16 protein-coding genes are annotated in these 17,907 nt (G+C 72.9%); 3 read left to right on the top strand and 13 right to left on the bottom strand.

The genetic code is table 11. From position 1 onward, the window contains the following. Nucleotides 1–124 precede the first annotated feature (124 nt). Nucleotides 125–703: an isopentenyl-diphosphate Delta-isomerase gene (gene idi / locus ABWI04_RS13665; protein WP_345177421.1), complete on the bottom strand. Its 579-nt coding sequence runs from the start codon at nt 701–703 to the stop codon at nt 125–127. A 150-nt stretch (nt 704–853) separates the two neighbouring features. Here idi and dxs point away from each other — a divergent pair, with 150 nt between their 5' ends. Further along, nucleotides 854–2,776 carry a 1-deoxy-D-xylulose-5-phosphate synthase gene (dxs, locus tag ABWI04_RS13660; RefSeq protein WP_345177418.1) on the top strand — a complete coding sequence of 641 codons (1,923 nt, stop codon included), beginning with the start codon at nt 854–856 and terminating at the stop codon, nt 2,774–2,776. Here dxs and ABWI04_RS13655 read toward each other — a convergent pair. The 5 genes from ABWI04_RS13655 to ABWI04_RS13635 form a co-directional block, all read right to left on the bottom strand. Next, complete coding sequence (locus ABWI04_RS13655; RefSeq protein ID WP_345177417.1) at nt 2,773–3,138, bottom strand: hypothetical protein; 366 nt, start codon at nt 3,136–3,138, stop codon at nt 2,773–2,775. The two genes, dxs and ABWI04_RS13655, sit on opposite strands and share 4 nt — an antisense overlap. A 64-nt stretch (nt 3,139–3,202) precedes the next feature. After that, nucleotides 3,203–4,552 carry an FAD-dependent oxidoreductase gene (locus tag ABWI04_RS13650; RefSeq protein ID WP_353832610.1) on the bottom strand — a complete coding sequence of 450 codons (1,350 nt, stop codon included), beginning with the start codon at nt 4,550–4,552 and terminating at the stop codon, nt 3,203–3,205. A 64-nt stretch (nt 4,553–4,616) separates the two neighbouring features. Beyond that, a complete protein-coding gene (locus tag ABWI04_RS13645) occupies nt 4,617–6,104 on the bottom strand; it encodes an amino acid permease (RefSeq protein WP_353832609.1) in 1,488 nt (495 codons plus the stop codon). Nucleotides 6,105–6,295: 191 nt separating this feature from the next. Then, nucleotides 6,296–8,377 carry a 3-hydroxyacyl-CoA dehydrogenase NAD-binding domain-containing protein gene (locus ABWI04_RS13640; RefSeq protein WP_353832608.1) on the bottom strand — a complete coding sequence of 694 codons (2,082 nt, stop codon included), beginning with the start codon at nt 8,375–8,377 and terminating at the stop codon, nt 6,296–6,298. After that, nucleotides 8,374–9,576, bottom strand: a complete 1,203-nt coding sequence (locus tag ABWI04_RS13635) for a thiolase family protein (RefSeq protein WP_353832607.1) — start codon at nt 9,574–9,576, stop codon at nt 8,374–8,376. Before ABWI04_RS13635 ends, ABWI04_RS13640 begins: the two co-directional genes overlap by 4 nt. Nucleotides 9,577–9,809: 233 nt before the next feature. On the opposite strand from ABWI04_RS13635, the gene ABWI04_RS13630 reads away from it, so the two are divergent. Beyond that, nucleotides 9,810–11,576, top strand: coding sequence for an AMP-binding protein (locus ABWI04_RS13630; RefSeq protein ID WP_353832606.1), 1,767 nt, complete (start codon nt 9,810–9,812; stop codon nt 11,574–11,576). 160 nt (nt 11,577–11,736) lie between these two features. Here the strand turns inward: ABWI04_RS13630 and ABWI04_RS13625 are convergent, their stop codons facing one another. From ABWI04_RS13625 to ABWI04_RS13615, 3 genes are read right to left on the bottom strand one after another with little or no spacing between them, the layout of a single operon-like run. Next, nucleotides 11,737–12,912: a sensor histidine kinase gene (locus ABWI04_RS13625; protein ID WP_345177406.1), complete on the bottom strand. Its 1,176-nt coding sequence runs from the start codon at nt 12,910–12,912 to the stop codon at nt 11,737–11,739. After that, nucleotides 12,909–13,571 carry a response regulator transcription factor gene (locus tag ABWI04_RS13620; protein ID WP_185025848.1) on the bottom strand — a complete coding sequence of 221 codons (663 nt, stop codon included), beginning with the start codon at nt 13,569–13,571 and terminating at the stop codon, nt 12,909–12,911. Before ABWI04_RS13620 ends, ABWI04_RS13625 begins: the two co-directional genes overlap by 4 nt. Nucleotides 13,572–13,619: 48 nt before the next feature. Continuing rightward, complete coding sequence (locus ABWI04_RS13615; protein WP_353832605.1) at nt 13,620–14,222, bottom strand: TMEM175 family protein; 603 nt, start codon at nt 14,220–14,222, stop codon at nt 13,620–13,622. 153 nt (nt 14,223–14,375) lie between these two features. Between ABWI04_RS13615 and ABWI04_RS13610 the strand changes: the two genes are divergently transcribed. Then, nucleotides 14,376–15,050: an HAD family hydrolase gene (locus tag ABWI04_RS13610; protein WP_353832604.1), complete on the top strand. Its 675-nt coding sequence runs from the start codon at nt 14,376–14,378 to the stop codon at nt 15,048–15,050. 44 nt (nt 15,051–15,094) lie between these two features. Here the strand turns inward: ABWI04_RS13610 and ABWI04_RS13605 are convergent, their stop codons facing one another. The 4 genes from ABWI04_RS13605 to ABWI04_RS13590 all read right to left on the bottom strand — a co-directional run. Continuing rightward, nucleotides 15,095–16,015 (bottom strand): cyclase family protein, encoded by a 921-nt coding sequence (locus ABWI04_RS13605; RefSeq protein ID WP_353832603.1) that lies wholly within the window; start codon nt 16,013–16,015, stop codon nt 15,095–15,097. Then, nucleotides 16,012–16,941 carry an ornithine cyclodeaminase family protein gene (locus ABWI04_RS13600; RefSeq protein WP_353832602.1) on the bottom strand — a complete coding sequence of 310 codons (930 nt, stop codon included), beginning with the start codon at nt 16,939–16,941 and terminating at the stop codon, nt 16,012–16,014. The genes ABWI04_RS13605 and ABWI04_RS13600 overlap by 4 nt, the downstream gene beginning before the upstream one ends. Beyond that, nucleotides 16,938–17,366, bottom strand: a complete 429-nt coding sequence (locus tag ABWI04_RS13595) for an aconitase X swivel domain-containing protein (RefSeq protein ID WP_353832601.1) — start codon at nt 17,364–17,366, stop codon at nt 16,938–16,940. Before ABWI04_RS13595 ends, ABWI04_RS13600 begins: the two co-directional genes overlap by 4 nt. Continuing rightward, nucleotides 17,363–17,907: aconitase X (locus tag ABWI04_RS13590; RefSeq protein WP_353832600.1), on the bottom strand; the 545-nt coding region annotated here is incomplete at its 5' end. The genes ABWI04_RS13590 and ABWI04_RS13595, both read right to left, overlap by 4 nt.

The following is a 17,907-nucleotide window of genomic DNA, read 5'->3' as shown; positions in this document are numbered from 1 at the left end:
AAGCGTCTGCTTGGACGGACGGACGGTCAACACCGGACGCCGAATAGTGATCTTTCGGTGATGCGCGCCACACCGGCCCGGCCCGCGCCCCGGCGGGCGCGGCCGGGGGCGCGGCCGCCCGCGGCTACCAGCCGAGGGCGGGCGGCAGGCCGGCGCGGCCCGCGTCCGGCCAGTCGAGCGGCGTGCCGAGCGGCGCCAGTTCGGCCAGCTGGAGCCGGTACCAGGGAGAGGACTCGGGCTTTCCGGTCAGCTCCAGGCACTGCTCCCACGTCCACCACTCGGCCCGCTCCACCTCCTCGGGATTCGGGTGGACGGCCTCGCCCGCGGGGACGACGGCGCGCACGACCGGGCAGCGCTCGTGCTCGACCGTCCCGTCGTCGGCCACGGCCCGGTACTGGAACCGCGGCAGGACCGGGGTCAGTGTCGCGTCCTGGATGTCCAGCTCGTCCTGCAATCGCCGGAGCACGGCGTCGCGCAGCTTCTCGCCGGGGCCCGGATGGCCGCAGCAACTGCCCGTCCAGACGCCGGGGAAGGTGCGCTTCCCGAGGGCGCGCTGAGTGATCAGCACACGACCCTCCGTGTCCGTGACATAGCAGGAGAAGGCCAGGTGGTACGGCGTGTCTCTATGGTGGCTGGCGCTCTTGGGCGCGGTTCCGACGGCCTCGTCGTCCGCGTTGAGCAGCACAATCTCTTCGACGCCCATGCTCTTTTCCTACCTCATCCCTCGCACCGGGGTCAGTCTTTTCACACCCCCCGGGCGGGTGGTCTGCGGCGCGTCGCGGGCGAACCGGGATTAAACTCGGAACGGCCCGAGCCAGGGGAGACCGAATCCCCGACGGAGGAGTTGAAACGAGTGAGCTTGCTGGAGTCGATCACGGGTCCCGACGACCTCAAGCGACTGGACGCCGCTCAGCTGTCTCGGCTCGCGGAGGAGATCCGCGAGTTCCTCGTCCAGGCGGTCTCCAAGACCGGGGGGCACCTGGGGCCCAACCTGGGCGCGGTCGAGCTGACGATCGCGCTGCACCGCGTCTTCGACTCGCCGCACGACAAGATTCTCTTCGACACGGGCCACCAGGCCTACGTGCACAAGATTCTCACCGGCCGGCACGACTTCGAGCTGCTGCGCCAGCGCGGCGGCCTGTCGGGCTACCCGAGCCGCGCCGAGTCCGAGCACGACATCATCGAGAACTCGCACGCCTCGACGGCCCTGTCCTACGCCGACGGGTTCGCCAAGGCGTTCCAGCTGCGCGGCGAGGACGACCGCGCCGTCGTCGCGGTCGTCGGTGACGGCGCGCTGACCGGCGGCATGTGCTGGGAGGCGCTGAACAACATCGCCGCCGGCGTCGACCGCCCCGTCATCGTCGTCGTCAACGACAACGGCCGCTCCTACTCGCCGACCATCGGCGGCCTCGCCTCGCACCTGGCCGACCTGCGCGTCACCCAGGGCTACGAGAACGCGCTCGACCTGATCAAGAAGACGGTGCCGCGGGCGCCCGTGGTCGGCAACGTCGCCTACGAGGCGCTGCACGGCATCAAGAAGGGCCTCAAGGACGTCCTCCAGCCGCAGGCCATGTTCGAGGACCTCGGCATGAAGTACGTCGGCCCGATCGACGGCCACGACGAGGACGCCGTCGAGCGGGCGCTGCGCCGCGCCCGCGGGTTCGGCCGCCCGGTGATCGTGCACTGCATCACCACCAAGGGCCGCGGCTACGCCCCCGCCGAGAACGACACCGAGGACTGCATGCACGGCGGCGGCGCGTTCGACCCCGCCACCGGCAAGTTCGTCACCGGCAAGGGCGGCCCCGACTGGACGAAGGTCTTCGGCGAGGAGATGGTGGCGATCGGGCGCGAGCGCCGCGACGTCGTCGGCATCACCGCCGCGATGCTCTACCCGGTCGGGCTCGCGCCGTTCGCCGAGGCCTTCCCCGACCGCATCTTCGACGTGGGCATCGCCGAGCAGCACGCGGTCACCTCCGCCACCGGCCTCGCGATGGGCGGGCTGCACCCGGTCGTGGCGCTGTACGCCACGTTCCTCAACCGCGCCTTCGACCAGGTCCTGATGGACGCGGCGCTGCACCGCCAGCCCGTCACCTTCGCCCTGGACCGCTCCGGCGTGACCGGCAGCGACGGCGCCAGCCACAACGGCATGTGGGACCTGTCGATCCTGCAGCTCGTCCCGGGCCTGCGCATCGCCGTCCCGCGCGACGGCGCCCGGCTCCGCGAGCTGCTGCGCGAGTGCGTGGCGGTCTCCGACGGCCCGACCGCGATCCGCTACCCCAAGGGCCCGGCCGCCGCCGACGTCGAGGCGGTCGGCAAGGCCGGCGGCATGGACGTGCTGGCCCGCCACGACGGCTCCAACGGCGCCCGCGTCCTCATGGTCGCGGCCGGTTCGATGGCGACACCGGCGGTCGAGGCGGCGGAGCTGATCGCCGCGCAGGGCATCGGCGTCACCGTCGTCGACCCCCGGTGGGTCAAGCCGCTCGACCCGGCGCTGCTCGACCTCGCCCGCGAGCACACGCTCGTCGCCGTCGCCGAGGACAACGGCCGCACCGGCGCCGTCGGCGACGCGGTGGCCCGGCTGCTGCGCGACGCCGGCGTCGACGCGCCCCTGCGCACCTTCGGCATCCCGCAGGAGTTCCTCGACCACGCGTCCCGGGGCCAGATCCTCGCCGACATCGGCCTCACGCCGCAGGCGCTGGCGCGCGACGTGACCGAGTCGGTGGCCCGCCTCACCGCCGAGGCCGACGAGCCCGCCACCTCCGACGAGCGCTCCTAGCCGCCCTCGGCGGACAGCAGCCGCCACGCGTGGGTGATGGACGCGCCGGACGTGCCGAGGTCGCGTCCGAAGTACGTCCATCGCCCGCGCAGGCACCAGGGGCGCCCCGCGCCGTCCTGGACGTAGACCTGGAGCGGGAAGCACGCGTCGTGCGCGCGGATGACCCCCGCCGGGTCGACCGAGGGTGCCAGCCGGGGCATGCCCTCGCAGCGCACGCCCATGACGGACGTGCGCGGATCCTGGCGCAGGAGACCTCGCGTCAGGTCGTACACGAGTACGGAGACGTAGTCGGGTCCTAGCCACCTGAGGTCGGGGACCGTCTCGGGTGGGGGGAACCCGTGCAGTTCAGGACCGCCGGTCACACGCGCACCGTAGCGTCCGGGTCACCTTTGCGTCACTAGTTTCCCGGCGGGGACTTCGGAAGGATCACGCGGAACCCCGGCAGGCGGACCGCATCGCCTCCCAGCGGGCGAGCTTGACGCGCTCCCCGCGGTCGAGGCTGCGGGCGAGGGCGACCTCGGCGGCGTCCAGGTTGAGCCAGTCGTCGTAGGTGACGACGGGCAGCCCGCGCGACTCCAGCAGCTCCTCGATGGTGCGCTCGGGCGCCGTCCCGGCGTCCGCGAGGTCCTCCAGCAGGTTGCGGACGGTCTCGGCGGCGTCGGACTTGTTGGTCCCGACGACGCCGGACGGCCCGCGCTTGATCCAGCCGGCGACGTACTCGCGGGGCACGAAGGCGCCGTCCGGGCCGACGATGCGGCCGCCCTCGTTCGGGACGACGAAGGAGCGCTCGTCGAACGGGACGCCCTCCAGCGGGACGCTCTGGTAGCCGACGGAGCGCAGCACCATGCCGACCGGAAGCGTCTCGAACTCGCCGGTGCCGGTGACGCGGCCCGACTCGTCCAGCCGGGTCTTCTCCAGCTTGAGGCCCTCGACGCGGTCGGTGCCGAGGATCTCGACGGGGGCGCGCCAGAACCGCACGTCGATGTGGCGGGCGCGGCCGGGGGCGGGCTCGTCCGTCCAGGCGCTCAGCGCCTTGATGTTGCCGCGGACGTGCCGGTCGCTCTCGGCCAGTTCCGCGCTCGCCGGGTCGAGCTCCATGTCCCGCGGGCTGACGTGGATGCTCGCGTTGGGCAGCTCGCCCAGCTCGCGAGCCTCCTTCGTGGTGAACTTCGCCTGCGCCGGCCCGCGCCGCCCGATCATGTGGACGCGCCGGACCCGGCTGCGCGACAGCGCCTCGATCACCTGCTCGGGGACGTCGGTGGCGCGCAGTTCGGCGGCCGTCTTGGCCAGGATCCGCACGACGTCCACGGCGACGTTCCCGACCCCGACCACCGCGACCTCCTCGACCGACAGGTCGAACGCGTGGTCGGCGGCGTCGGGGTGCCCGCAGTACCAGTTGACGAAGTCGGTGGCGGCGATGCTGCCGGGCAGGTCCTCGCCGGGGATCCGCATGTGCCGGTCGACCATCGCGCCGGTGGAGTAGACGACGGCGTCGTAGCATCCGAGCAGGTCGTCGCGGGTGACGTCGCGGCCCAGCTCGACGCACCCGAAGAACCGGACGGCCGGGTTCTCCAGCACCCGCTGCAGGTACCGGGCGATCGACTTGATCGAGGTGTGGTCGGGCGCGACGCCGTAGCGCACCAGCCCGTACGGCGTCGGGAGCCGGTCGAAGACGTCCACCCGCACGTCGTCGCCGGCCTGCTTCACCAGGGCCTCGGCGGCGTAGATCCCCGCCGGCCCCGACCCGATCACCGCGACGCGCGCTGGAGGTGCCATGCGCGCCATTGTGCACACCCGTCGGTCGAAAGGACACCGTGACTCCCGTCACGGCGGGGCGGTGTCAGGACTTGGAGGGAATCTGCTCCGCCCGACGGCCCACCCTGCTGTTGCGGTACCCGTAGGCGGCGTAGACGACACCGCCCACGACCATCCAGGCGAGGAACCGCAGCCAGGTCTCCACCGGCAGGTTGATCATCACGAACAGGCAGGCCAGCACCGACAGGATCGGGATCACCGGCACCCAGGGCGTGCGGAACGCGCGGGGCAGGTCGGGGCGGGTGCGGCGCAGGATCATCACGGCGATCGAGACGACGAGGAACGCGAACAGCGTGCCGATGTTGACCAGTTCGGCCAGCTCGGCGAGCGGGATGAACCCGGCGAGCACCGCGACGATCACGCCCATGATGATGGTCGCGCGGTAGGGGGTGCCGAAGCGCGGGTGGACGGCCGAGAGCCAGGGCGGCAGCAGGCCGTCGCGGCCCATCGCGAAGAAGATGCGGCTCTGCCCGAGGAGCAGGATGAGAACGACGGTGGTGAGCCCGACGACCGCGCCGATGCTGATGATCGTGGCGAAGACGGGATGGCCGACGGCCTTGAACGCGTCCGCGAGCGGCGCGGCGACGCTCAGCTCCGTGTACTTCTGCATGCCGACGACGACGCTCGCCACGGCCGCGTACAGGACGGCGGTGATGATGAGGGAGCCGATGAGCCCGATCGGCAGGTCCCGCTGCGGGCGCCGCGCCTCCTCGGCCGCGGTCGCGACGATGTCGAAGCCGATGTAGGCGAAGAACACGATGGCGACGGCCGAGAAGATGCCGAGCCAGCCGTAGCTGACCGGCGCGTGGCCGGTCATGACCTGGATCAGCGGCGCCTTGAGGCCCTCCACGCTCGGCGTCGGCTTGGACGGCGGGATGAAGGGGTGGTAGTTGGCGCCCTTGACGAAGAACAGCCCGGCGAAGATCACCAGGAGCACGATGGCCACCTTGACCGAGACGACCACCGCGTTCACCCGCGAGGAGATCTTGACGCCGAGGACGAGCAGCGCGGTCACCACCAGCACGAGGCAGATGGCCGGGATGTTCACCGTCCCGCCCTCGCCCGGCGGGGCCGCGAGCGCCGTCGGGATCGTGACCCCCGCGTCGTCCAGCAGCGAGGCGAAGTATCCCGACCAGCCGACCGACACCACGGCCGCGCCGAGGGCCATCTCCAGGATGAGGTCCCAGCCGATGATCCAGGCGGGGAACTCGCCGATCGTGGCGTAGGAGAACGTGTAGGCCGAGCCGGCGACCGGGACGGTGGAGGCGAACTCGGCGTAGCAGAGCGCCGCGAGGCCGCACACGACGGCCGCGAGGATGAACGACAGCGCGACCGCCGGACCGGCCTTGTCCTTGGCGACCTCGCCGGTGAGCACGAAGATGCCGGTTCCGATGATCACGCCGATCCCGAAGACCGTCAGGTCGAACGCCGACAGGTCACGGCGGAGCCGGTGCTCGGGCTCCTCGGTGTCCCTGATCGACTGCTCGACCGACTTCGTGCGCAGCACGTTCAATTTCGGCGCCCCCCTCGTGTCCGGTGCACGGCATACGACCGTCAGCCGTATGCCCATTTGTGCGCGGGTTATGATCCGCCGAAACACGCGCATGTCCGTGACAAGGGGAAACGCCGGAAAAGAGGCGTTCCAAAGGCGGTTCGGAACGCCCCTTCTTCCGGGATGGGGCCCGTGGTCGAGGAGGGCCGGGGTCAGGAGGGCAGGGAGGCGACCCCCGGCTCCAGGAAGCGGCCGCCCGCGGCGCGCTCGGCGACGCCGGACCTGTCCAGGTACGGGGTGATGCCGCCGAGATGGAACGGCCAGCCGGCGCCGAGGATCATGCACAGGTCGATGTCCTGCGGCGCCGCGACGACGCCCTCGTCCAGCATGATCCGGATCTCGTCGGCGAGGGCCGCGAGCGCCCGGTCGAGGACCTGCTCCTCGGTGGAGGGGCTCGACCCGCCGGAGAAGATCTCCACGACCTCGGGGTCGAGGGTGAGGTCGGGCAGGTACACGCCGCTCTTGCCCGCCGCGACCATCGCCGCCAGGTTGTCCGACAGCGGGAACCGGTCCGGGAACGCCGCGTGCAGCGTCTCGTTGACGTGCAGCGCGATCGCCGGGCCGACCAGGCCCATCAGCACGAACGGCGGCATCGGCAGGCCGAGCGGGGCGGCGGCGCGCTCGGCGACCTCGATCGGCGTGCCCTCGTCCACCGTCCTGACGATCTCGGCGAGCAGCCGCAGCAGGACGCGGTTGACGACGAAGGCCGGGGCGTCCTTGACCAGGACGCAGGACTTCTTCAGCGCCTTGCCCGCGGCGAACGCGGTGGCGAGGGCCGCGTCGTCGGTCCGCTCGCCCCGGACGATCTCCAGCAGCGGCAGCACCGCGACCGGGTTGAAGAAGTGGAACCCGACCACCCGCTCGGGGTGGGCGAGCCCGGAGGCCATCTCGGTGACCGACAGCGAGGAGGTGTTGGTCGCGAGAACGCACTCGGCGGAGACGTACTCCTCGACCTCGGCGAACACCTTCTGCTTGACCGACATCTCCTCGAAGACGGCCTCGATGACGAAGTCGGCGTCGGCGAACGCGTCCTTGGTGAGCGAGCCGGTGATGAGCCCCTTGAGGCGGTTGGCCTTGTCGGGGGACAGCCGCCCCTTGCCGAGCAGCTTGTCGATCTCGCCGTGCGCGTAGCCGACGCCCTTGTCCAGGCGCTCCTGGTCGAGGTCGGTCAGCACGACCGGCACCTCCAGGCGCCGCGCGAACAGCAGGGCGAGCTGCGAGGCCATCAGCCCGGCGCCGACGACGCCGACCTTGGTGACCTTGCGGGCGAGCTCCCTGTCCGGCGCCCCGGCGGGCCGCTTCGCGCGCTTCTGGGTGAGGTCGAACGCGTAGAGCCCGGCGCGCAGCTCGTCGCTCATGATGAGGTCGGCCAGGGCCTCGTCCTCGGCGGCGAAGCCCTCGTCGCGGGTGCGGTCCTTGGCCGCGGCGACCAGGTCCAGCGCCCGGGTGAAGGACGGCGCCGCGCCGTGGAGCCTGCCCTCCACGTTCCAGCGGGCCATGGCGACGGCGTCGTCCCACGCCTTGCCCTTGTCGACCTCCGGGCGGCCCACGGTGATCTCGCCCTTGAGCACCCGGGCCGTCCAGGCGAGGGACTCCTCCAGGAAGTCGGCCGAGTCGAAGATCGCGTCGGCGATGCCGAGCTCGTGGGCCTGCGCGCCCTTGAGCATCCGGTTCTGGGCCAGGGGGTTGTCGATGACGACCTTGAGCGCCTTCTCGGCGCCGATCAGGTTCGGCAGCAGGTAGGTGCCGCCCCAGCCGGGGACGAGGCCGAGGAACGCCTCGGGCAGCGCGAACGCCGGGACGCCGCGCGAGATCGTCCGGTAGGTGCAGTGCAGGCCGATCTCGACTCCGCCGCCCATCGCCGCGCCGTTGTAGTAGGCGAAGGACGGGACGCCCAGCTCGCCGAGGCGGCGGAACACGTCGTGCCCGAGCCTGCCGATGGCGGCGGCGTCCTCGCGCCGCCGGATCATCGGGACGCCCTTGAGGTCGGCGCCCACCGCGAAGACGAACGGCTTGCCGATGACGCCGACGGCCGCGATGTCGTCGCGCCCGGCGACCTCGTCCAGCGCGGCGTTCAGCTCGGCGAGGCCGCCGGGGCCGAACGTGTTGGGCTTGGTGTGGTCGAAGCCGTTGTCGAGCGTGATCAGCGCGAGCGTGCCCGCGCCGTAGGGCAGCGTCACGTCGCGTACGCGCGCGTGCGTGACGACCTCGTCCTTGAAGATGTCGGGGTTCACTTGGCGCCCTCCCAGTTCGCGTTCTCCCAGAGGACGGTTCCGCCCATGCCCATGCCGACGCACATCGTGGTCAGCCCGAACCGGACGTCCGTGCGCTCCTCGAAAAGACGGGACAGCTGGTTCATCAGCCGCACGCCGGACGAGGCGAGGGGGTGGCCGAGGGCGATCGCGCCGCCCCACGGGTTCACCCGCGCGTCGTCGTCGGCGATCTTGAAGTGCTCCAGGAACGCGAGCACCTGCACGGCGAAGGCCTCGTTGATCTCGATGAGGCCGATGTCGTCCATGGTCAGCGCGTTGCGGGCGAGGAGCTTCTCGGTCGCGGGGACCGGCCCGACGCCCATCACCTCCGGCTCGACGCCCGCGAAGGCGAAGTCGACGAGCCGCATCCGCGGCGCGAGGCCGAGCTCGCGCGCGACGTCCTCGGCCGCGAGCAGGCAGGCGGTGGCGCCGTCGTTGAGGCCGGCGGCGTTGCCCGCCGTGACGTTGCCGTGCACGCGGAACGGCGTCTTCAGCGCGGCCAGGCTCTCCATCGTCGTGCCGGGCCGCGGCGGCTCGTCCTCGGTGGCCAGGCCCCAGCCCAGCTCGGCGGAGCGGACCGCGGTCGGCACCAGGTCGGGCTGGATCCTCCCGGCCGCGTAGGCCTCGGCGACCTTCCGCTGGCTGCGCACGGCGTAGGCGTCGGCGCGCTCCTTGGTGATGCCGGGGAACCGGTCGTGCAGGTTCTCCGCGGTCGACCCCATGACCAGGGCGGACGGGTCGACCAGCTTGTCGGCGAGGAACCGCGGGTTCGGGTCGACGCCCTCGCCCATCGGGTGCCGGCCCATGTGCTCGACGCCGCCCGCGATGGCGACGTCGTAGGAGCCGAACGCGATCCCGGCGCCGGTGGTGGTCACGGCGGTCATGGCCCCCGCGCACATCCGGTCGACGGCGAAGCCGGGGACGCTCTTCGGCAGCCCGGCCAGCACGGCGGCGGACCGCCCGATGGTCAGGCCCTGGTCCCCGGTCTGGGTGGTGGCGGCGACGGCGACCTCGTCCACCCGCTCGGGCGGGAGGGACGGGTTGCGGCGCATCAGCTCGCGGATCGCGCGGACGACCATGTCGTCGGCGCGGGTCTGCGCGTAGAGGCCCTTGGGGCCGGCCTTGCCGAACGGCGTGCGGACGCCGTCGACGAACACGACGTCGCGTGCGGTGCGAGGCACGGGTCGTCCTCCCTGCGATGGACTCGGGTGAAGGTGTCGAGCCTCGCGCCGCCCCTGCCGGCGGCACGAGGACCCGCGTCAGCGATGCTACTTGCTGGTAACCCTTAATGCTACTCGTCAGTAACCACTGACGCGCCGCTCAGCGCGCTGATGCCCCGGGTCGGGGTTCTCATGCCCTTGTCCGGCTCATGACTGATGGGTAACGTGACCGGAAATCACCGGAGGAGGGCACGGTGACCCACGCGAGGCCCGCTTACCGGCCGGGGATGCGCCGGCGGCTCGGGCACATCCGCGACCTCGCCGCCCTCCTGCTCGGCACCGGCCTGCTGTTCTCCGGCGGCCCCCGTGGGACGGTCCGCCAGTTCGGCACGCTGCGGCGCTGGGGCACGACGCTCGCCGGGCTGGTCGCCTCCGCCGCCGCCCGCTCCCCGTCCCGCGCCGCCCTGATCGACGACGAGGGCGAGCTGACGTTCGCCGAACTGGACGAGCTCGCCGCCCGCCTCGCCGCGGGCCTGCCGCTGAACGGCCCCCGCCCGCGCGTCGGCGTCCTGTGCCGCAACCACCGCGGCATGGCCCTGACCCTCGTCGCCTGCTCCCGGCGCGGCGCGGAGGTCGTGCTGCTCAACACCGGTTTCGGAACCGGCCAGATCCGCGCCGTGCTCGGCGAGCTGCGCCCCACCCTGCTCGTCGCGGACGCCGAGTTCGCGCCGCTGCTGGCGAACGTCCCGATCGCCCTGCGCCGGAAGGTGGTGTGGGCCGACCGGCGGCCGCCCGCCGCCGCCCCGCTGTCGGCCCCCGTCCCCGCCGCGACGCTGCCGCGGCCCCGCCCCGCCCCGGACGCCGTGCCCGCCGACCCCGGGCCGAGCATCGAGGAGATCATCCGGTCGGCCCCGGCGACCGCCGCCGGGCCGCCGCAGATCCAGAGCCGGACGATCATGCTGAGCTCGGGCACCACCGGCCGCCCGAAGGGAGCCCGCCGCCCGCCCCGGCCCGGCCTGTGGCCGCTGGCCTCGATGACGTCCCGGATCCCGCTGCGCGCCCGGCAGACCATGATCATCGAAGCGCCGCTGTTCCACACCTGGGGCTACGCCGCGCTGCAGATGGCCTGGGCGCTGCGGGCGCCGGTCGTCCTGCACCGCCGGTTCGACCCCGAGCGGACGCTGCGGGCCGTCGCCTCCCACCGGGACGCCGCCCTGTTCGCCGTCCCGGTCATGCTGCAGCGGATCCTCGAACTGGCCCCCGAGGTCCGCGAGCGGTACGACACGTCCTCGCTGCGGATCGCGGCGCTGAGCGGCGCCGCGCTGCCCGGCGACCTCGCGACCCGGTTCATGGACGCGTTCGGCGACCGGCTCTACAACGTCTACGGCTCCACCGAGGCGTCCTGGGTGTCCATCGCCACCCCGCGCGACCTGCGGCTCGACCCGCGCACCGCCGGCCGCCCGCCGCGCAACACCGCCCTGGCGATCCTCGACGAGCAGGGCCGCCGCCTCGGCCGCTCCACCCGCGGGCAGATCTTCGCCGCGAACGAGCTGCTGTTCGAGGGCTACACCGGCGGCGAGCCGATGGAGGTCCGCGACGGCATGCTCGCCACCGGCGACCTCGGCCACGTCGACCACCGCGGGCTGCTGTTCGTGGACGGCCGCAACGACGGCATGGTCGTGTCCGGGGGCGAGAACATCGTCCCCGGCGACGTGGAGGACGCCCTGATGCGGATGCCGGAGATCCGCGAGGTCGCGGTCACCGGCGTGCCCGACCCCGAGTGGGGGCAGCGCCTCGCCGCGTACGTCGTCCTGCGGCCCGGCGCCCGCCTCGACGCCGACGCCGTCCGCGCCTACGTGCACGCCCAGGTCGCCCGCTACGCGGTTCCCCGCGACGTGTACTTCATCCCCGAGCTGCCCCGCAACGCGACCGGCAAGGTGGTGCACCGCTGGCTCACCGCCCGCCCCGGCGGGTCCGAGCCCGAGGGCCGCGTCCTGTGGCCGCAGCCGCCGCTGTGTTGATCTAGCCCCGGCCCACGTCGCTCGCCTTGCGGCTCGCTCCGTGACCGGGCCTGGGCGAACGCGGCATCGCTTCGCGATCTGCCCGGTTCCGCTCGCCTGCGGCTTCGCTCCACCGGCCAGGTCACGCGTTCGCGCGTGGCCTGGCCGATTCGAGCAGGGCCTAGGCGGCGGGCTCGGCGGCCACCGGCAGCCGGACCGTGATCGACAGGCCGCCGTCCGGCCGCGGGACGGTGTCGATCGAGCCGCCGTGCGCCGTGACCACCGCCCGCACGATCGACAGCCCGAGTCCCGCGCCGTCCCGGGACCCCGTCCGGTCCGCGCGCAGCCGCCGGAACGGCTCGAAGATCGTCGCGACCTCGTAGGACGGGACGGGCCGCCCGGTGTTGACCACCCGCAGGAACGCCTCGCCGTCCCGGACGCCCGTGCGCACCCAGACCCGCCCGTCCCGCACGTTGTACTTCACGGCGTTCTCCACCAGGTTCACGGCGCACCGCTCCAGCAGCACCGGGTCGCCGGCCACCGCCGCCGGGCCGAGCCGGGCCTCGACGTCCACGCCCGCCTCCTCCGCCCGGCCGTCGAGCTGGTCGAGGGCGCTGCGCACCACGTCCGGCAGCGGCGTGCCGACCCGCGCGTCCGGCTCCCGCTCGGACTTCGCCAGCAGCAGCAGTCCCTCGATGAGCCGCTCGTGGCGCGCGGTGTTGCCGAGCAGGACGTCCGCGAGCGCCCTCGTCTCCGGCGGGCTCCGCCGGCTCGCCAGCGCGACCTCCAGCACCGTCCGGTTGATGGTCAGCGGTGTGCGCAGCTCGTGCGAGGCGTTCGCGACGAACCGGCGCTGGGCGTCGAACGCGCGGTTCAGCCGGTCCAGCATCCGGTCGAAGGTGTCGGCCAGGTCCTTGATCTCGTCCTGCGGGCCGTCCAGCGCGATCCGCTCGTGCAGGTTGCTCTCCGACAGCCGCCGCGCCGTCGCGGTCACCGTGTGCAGCGGCCGCAGCATCCGCCCCGCCACCACGTACCCGATCACCACGCCCAGGACGCCCAGCACCAGCATCGTCACCAGGGAGCTCTGCAGGAGCTGCGCCAGGACCTCGTGCTTCTGCCGCGCCAGCTCCCGGTCGGCGTCGGCCTTCAACTTCACCAGCTGGGTGACGTCCCCGTTGACGGCCAGCGCCCGCAGCCGGGTGACGGTCGTCGCGTCCACGTTCTGGCGCGAGGTGAACCGGGCGTCCATCGTCCGGACGGTGAGCAGGTACGTCACCGCGACCAGCGCCGCCGACGTGACGAGGAACAGCGACCCGTACACCAGCGTGAGCCGCGTCCTGACGCTCAGCCTCTTCACCGCGCCTCCAGCCGGTACCCGGACCCCGTCACCGTCTCGATCACCGGCGGCTGCCCGAGCTTGCGCCGCAGCGTGGCCATCGTGACCCGGACGATGTTGCTGAACGGGTCGATGTTCTCGTCCCACGCCCGCTCCAGCAGCCGCTCGGCGCTCACCACGCCGCCCTCCGCCCGCAGCAGCTCCTCCAGCACGGCGAACTCCTTGTTGGTGAGCCGCAGCTCCCGCCCGTCCCGCGCCGCCCTGCGCCGGTGCGGATCGAGCCGGATGCCCCGCCCCTCCAGGACGGGCGGCACCGGCGGCCCCGACCTGCGCGCCAGCGCCCGCACCCGCGCCACCAGCTCGCCGAACACGAACGGCTTGGGCAGGTAGTCGTCGGCGCCGAGCGTCAGCCCGTCCACCCGGTCGTCGACGTCCCCGGACGCGGTCAGCATCAGGATCCGGGTGGGACTCCGCCGCCCCACCAGCTCCCGGCACACGTCGTCCCCGTGGACGGTCGGCAGATCCCGGTCGAGGACGACCACGTCGTACTCGTTGTAGGAGGCGCGCTCCAGCGCGTCGTCGCCGTCGTACACCACGTCCACGGCCATCGCCTCGTCCCGCAGGCCCTCGGCGATCGTGTCCGCGAGCACCCGCTCGTCCTCGACGATCAGTACACGCATGCCGCCGAGCATGACGCGAGGAGGGTTAAACCCCGATAAGGGCGGCGGTCACAGGCCGGCGTGGCTCCAGATCCTGCTCACCGGCTTCGAGAGGAAGAGCAGCAGCAGGGCGAAGTACGAGACGCCGGGGAGCACCGCGACCACGGCGAGGCTCAGTCCGAGCAGCACCACGGCCGACAGGGCGCCGCGGACCGACTCGATCCCGGCCGGATCCGTCTTCGACGCGACGTCCGGGTCCCGGTAGGAGAGCACGGCCAGCGCGGCCTGGCAGGCGGTCGCGACGAGGACGTTCCCGATGTAGAGCATCACGGTGAAGCGGTCGTCCCCCGGATAGGAGGCGACCATCTCCGTGGGGAACGGCAGGACCACGATGGCGAACAGCCATCCCGTGTTCAGCGCCATCAAGCCGCGCGTGTAGCCGCCGATGTGCTCGAACACCCGGTGGTGCACGAACCACAACCGGGTGATCACCACGAAGCTGAGCGCGAACGCCCAGATCTGCGGGAGGTGCCCGGTGACGACCTCCACCGACCGCCGGTGCGCGTGGACCGCCTCCGGCACCACCTCGACCAGCGGCAGCACAAGGAGCGTCACGGCGATCGCGACGACCGCATCAGTGAACAGGACCAGCCGATCAGGATCCCGAGACACCGCCCGTCCCACACCCGGGTCCCTACCCGCGCCGCCGCGTCTTGACCTTGTACCGCCCCAGCTCAGCCGACCGGCAGGACGAGCTTGCCGCGCGCGCGACCGCCCTCCCCGCCCCGGTGCGCCTCCGCGCCCTCGCCGAGCTAGCCTCAGACCATGATCGAGGCCGTGCTGTGGGACGTCGATGACACGATCTTCGATTTCACCGGCTCGGAACGGACCGGACTGCTGCGCCACTTCGAGGCGGAGGGCCTCCCCTCCGACGAGGCCGCCCTGGAGCGCTGGCACCGGATCGCCGAGGCCGCACTTCTGCGCCTCACAGCGGGCCGGCTGACGTACGAGGAGTACCGCCGCGTCAGAGTCCGCACGTTCGTCGACCGTCCGCTGAGCGACATCGAAGCGGACGCCTGGCACGAGCGATACGAGGCGCTGTTCGCAGCGGCATGGTCGGCGTTCCCCGACGCGGCATCGGCGCTGGCCGCGCTTCCTTACCGCCAAGGAATCCTGTCCAACTCCAGCACCGTCCATCAGGAGCGCCGGCTGACGGCCCTGGGCCTCCGCCACCACTTCGAAGTGCTCCTCTGCTCTGACCGGCTCGGCTGCGAGAAACCCGACCCCAGGGCCTTCCAGGCCGCGTGCGCCGCCCTGAAGTTGCCGCCCGCTCGCGTCGCCTACGTCGGCGACAAGCTGGACGTGGACGCCGAAGGCGCGCGCAACGCGGGCCTCCACGCCATCTGGCTCGACCGGGCGGAAACGGCGACCCCGACTCCGGCCGGGATACATCGGATCTCGACCTTGACCGAGGTCTCCACGCTCTTGGCAGCCTGCTGAGCCCCGGGCCCGGGTGGCCGGACACGGCGCGATGCCGCCGGCGCTTACTTCAGCGCGAGCGGGTTCACGGGCGAGCCGACGGCGCCGGTGACCTTCAGCGGCGGTGCGGCGAAGAAGAACTCGTGCACGCCGTCGCCCGCGCAGTCCTCCGCGAGGGCCTCCAGGTCGAAGATCTCCCCGAGCGGGAGCCCGACGTCGCGAAGCAGCACGCAGTGCACGGGGCTGGTGACGGCGGGGTCCTCTCCGGGCGCCACCTCGATGCCCCAGTTGTCCATGCCCAGCGCCGCGAGGTCGTGGTCGCGGATCCACCGCACGCAGTCGAGGCCGAGCCCGGGTTCGGTGCTCATCCACCCGGCGGCGTCCCGCTCGACCGCGAACTTCCTCCACCACCCGGTCCGGACCAGCAGGACGTCACCCGCGCGGATCTCGGTGCCCTGCCGTTCCGCGACGGCGTCGAGCGTCTCCGGGCCGATCACGTGGCCGCCCTCCAGCCAGTCGACACCGGCGTGCCGGGCGACGTCGAGCAGGACGCCCCGCCCGGCGATCCCGCCGCCGAGGGCGTCGATCGAGCACCGCGCCGCGCCGTGCGGGCCGACCTCGTCCTCACCGAACCCGTTGTAGAGCCGACCGTCGTACCAGACGTGCGCGAACGCGTCCCACTGCGTCCCGGCCTGCAGCGGCATGACGACGTAGTCGTCCGACCACTTCGCGCCGCCGGGGTAGTCCTGACCCGCTCCGGTCTCGGTCATCATGTGCAGCGGGTTGGTACGGCCGGGGAACGCCTGCGGGCCGTCGGCTCCGAGCGGGATCCCGAGGTCGAACACCGCGCCCTTGCGCACGAGCCGCGCCGCCTCCACGATCTCCCGCGACGTGATGAGGTTGGTGGTGCCGCGCTCGTCGCCGGCGCCCCAGCGGCCCCAGTTGCTGACCTCGGCGCCGATCCGGCGGAAGTCCTCGGAGGTCATCGCGGCGCCCGCTCGCGCTCGTGCAGCGCGACCGCCACGACCAGGTCCTCCCAGGCCATGCCGACGCTCTTGAAGACCCTCGGTCTCGCGTCGTCCATGAGGGCCTCCCCGCGGACGAGGTCGGCCAGTTCGATCAGGCCGGTCTCCTCGATCGCCCCGTGGCCGAGCGCCTGGACCACGTCGCCGGCCTCGGTCGTCGCGACCGTCCGCGACTCGACCACGACGTGTGCGCCCGCCATGACGTCGTCGCCCAGCTCGCGGGCCTCGGGGTGGTGGGAGCCGACGGCGACGACCACGGTCCGCGGGGCCAGCAGCTCCGCCTCGAACAGCGGTTCGCGGGCGCTGGTGCAGCAGAGCACGACGTCGGCCCCGCGCACGTCGCGGGCCGAGCCCGCGCGGGCGCGCAGGCCCTCGTCGGCGCAGCGGCGGACGAGCCGCTCGGTCCTTTCGGGATCACGTCCGGCGATGACCACGTCGCTCAGCCCGTGCAGCGCGTGGAACGTCTCGATGTGGGCGAGCGCCTGCGGCCCGCTGCCGAACACCACGGCCGTGCGGATCGGCCGGGCCGCCATGTGCCGCGCGGCGAGGGCGGACACGGCCGGGGTCCGCAGGAGGGTGAGCTCCCCGCCGTCCAGCGTGGCCACCAGCCGCAGCGTCCGGGCGTCCATCAGCAGGTACAGCCCGGAGATGGTCGGGAGCCCCTGGGCCGGGTTGCCCGGTGCCAGGCCGAGCACCTTGACGCCGACGTGGCCGCTGACCTCCGACGGCATCAGCAGCAGTTCGCCGTGGCTCGTCGGCCGGGAGACGCGTCCCTGCTCGTCCGCGGGCCGGAGGCCGCCGAGCAGCGCCCGCTCCAGCGCGTCGACCAGGTGCCGCGCGTCGGCGAGCCGCCGCATCCGCTCGGGGCCGATCCCATCGATGCTCATCGCCGTCCCGCCTCCTCGATCCGTACCTCGGCGCTCTCGTCCGTCGCCGCCACCGTCACCGTGCCCGTGCGCGGGAGCGCGTCGAAGTCGCCGGCGGACAGCACGACGACGGGCATCTCGATCGCGTAGAGCTCGCGGGCCACGATCGCCGCGAGCGCCACGATCGCGTCCGGGCGGCGGAGCAGGACGGCCGCCGGGGCGGCACCGCGCCTGATCTGCTCGGCGAGCACCGTGGAGCTCGAACTCGACCCGCGGCTCGCGGCGAAGGCCAGCACGCGGCCGGCGGCGCGCGCCCCGCGCTGCGGATGGTGGACGTCGGTGATCTCGCCGGTCGCCACGTCGCTGCCGCCCCAGAACGACAGCGGCTCGTCCAACAGCAGCAGGGGAGCGGTCGCCCGCCCCGGGCTGAGCGGTGTCCCGATCACGACGCCTCCCAGAGCGCGGGGTCGCGCACCACGCGGCCCGCGCGGGCGGACAGCACGCACTCGGCGAGCGAGGCGAAGACCACGTCGATGCCGAGATTGGTCGGCGCGTACCACGCCCACTTCGCGGAGTTCGTCATCACCACGCGCGCCGACGCCCGCAGGACCGGGGCGATGTAGGTGCAGGTGTCGACCAGGATCCGTGCTCCGGCGCGGCGGCAGACCGCCGCGTCGCCGGTGCGTTCGGCCTCGGCGAGGACGGCCCGGCTCGTCGAGATCCAGAACTCGACGCCCGCGTCGAACGGCGGCCCGCCGGACAGCAGCGCGGCGAGCGCGCGGAACTCGGCCGCCGAGAAGTGCGGGGTGCCGACGCTGATCGCGTCGAGCCGCCCGTCCGGCGCCGTGGTGAGCTCGTCGCGCGCCGTGCGCAGGTCCGCCGCGGTCACCTCGAAGCGCCGCTCGGCGGCGCGGCCGCGGAAGGCGGTCGCGGCGTCGGGCGCCTCCGGCGTCAGGCCGACCGCGTGGAACAGGGCCACGCCCCCGG

The organism is Actinomadura sp. NPDC000929, assembly GCF_040492065.1.
GTDB lineage: Bacteria > Actinomycetota > Actinomycetes > Streptosporangiales > Streptosporangiaceae > Spirillospora > Spirillospora verrucosospora.
This window is presented reverse-complemented; position numbering and strand designations above follow the sequence as displayed.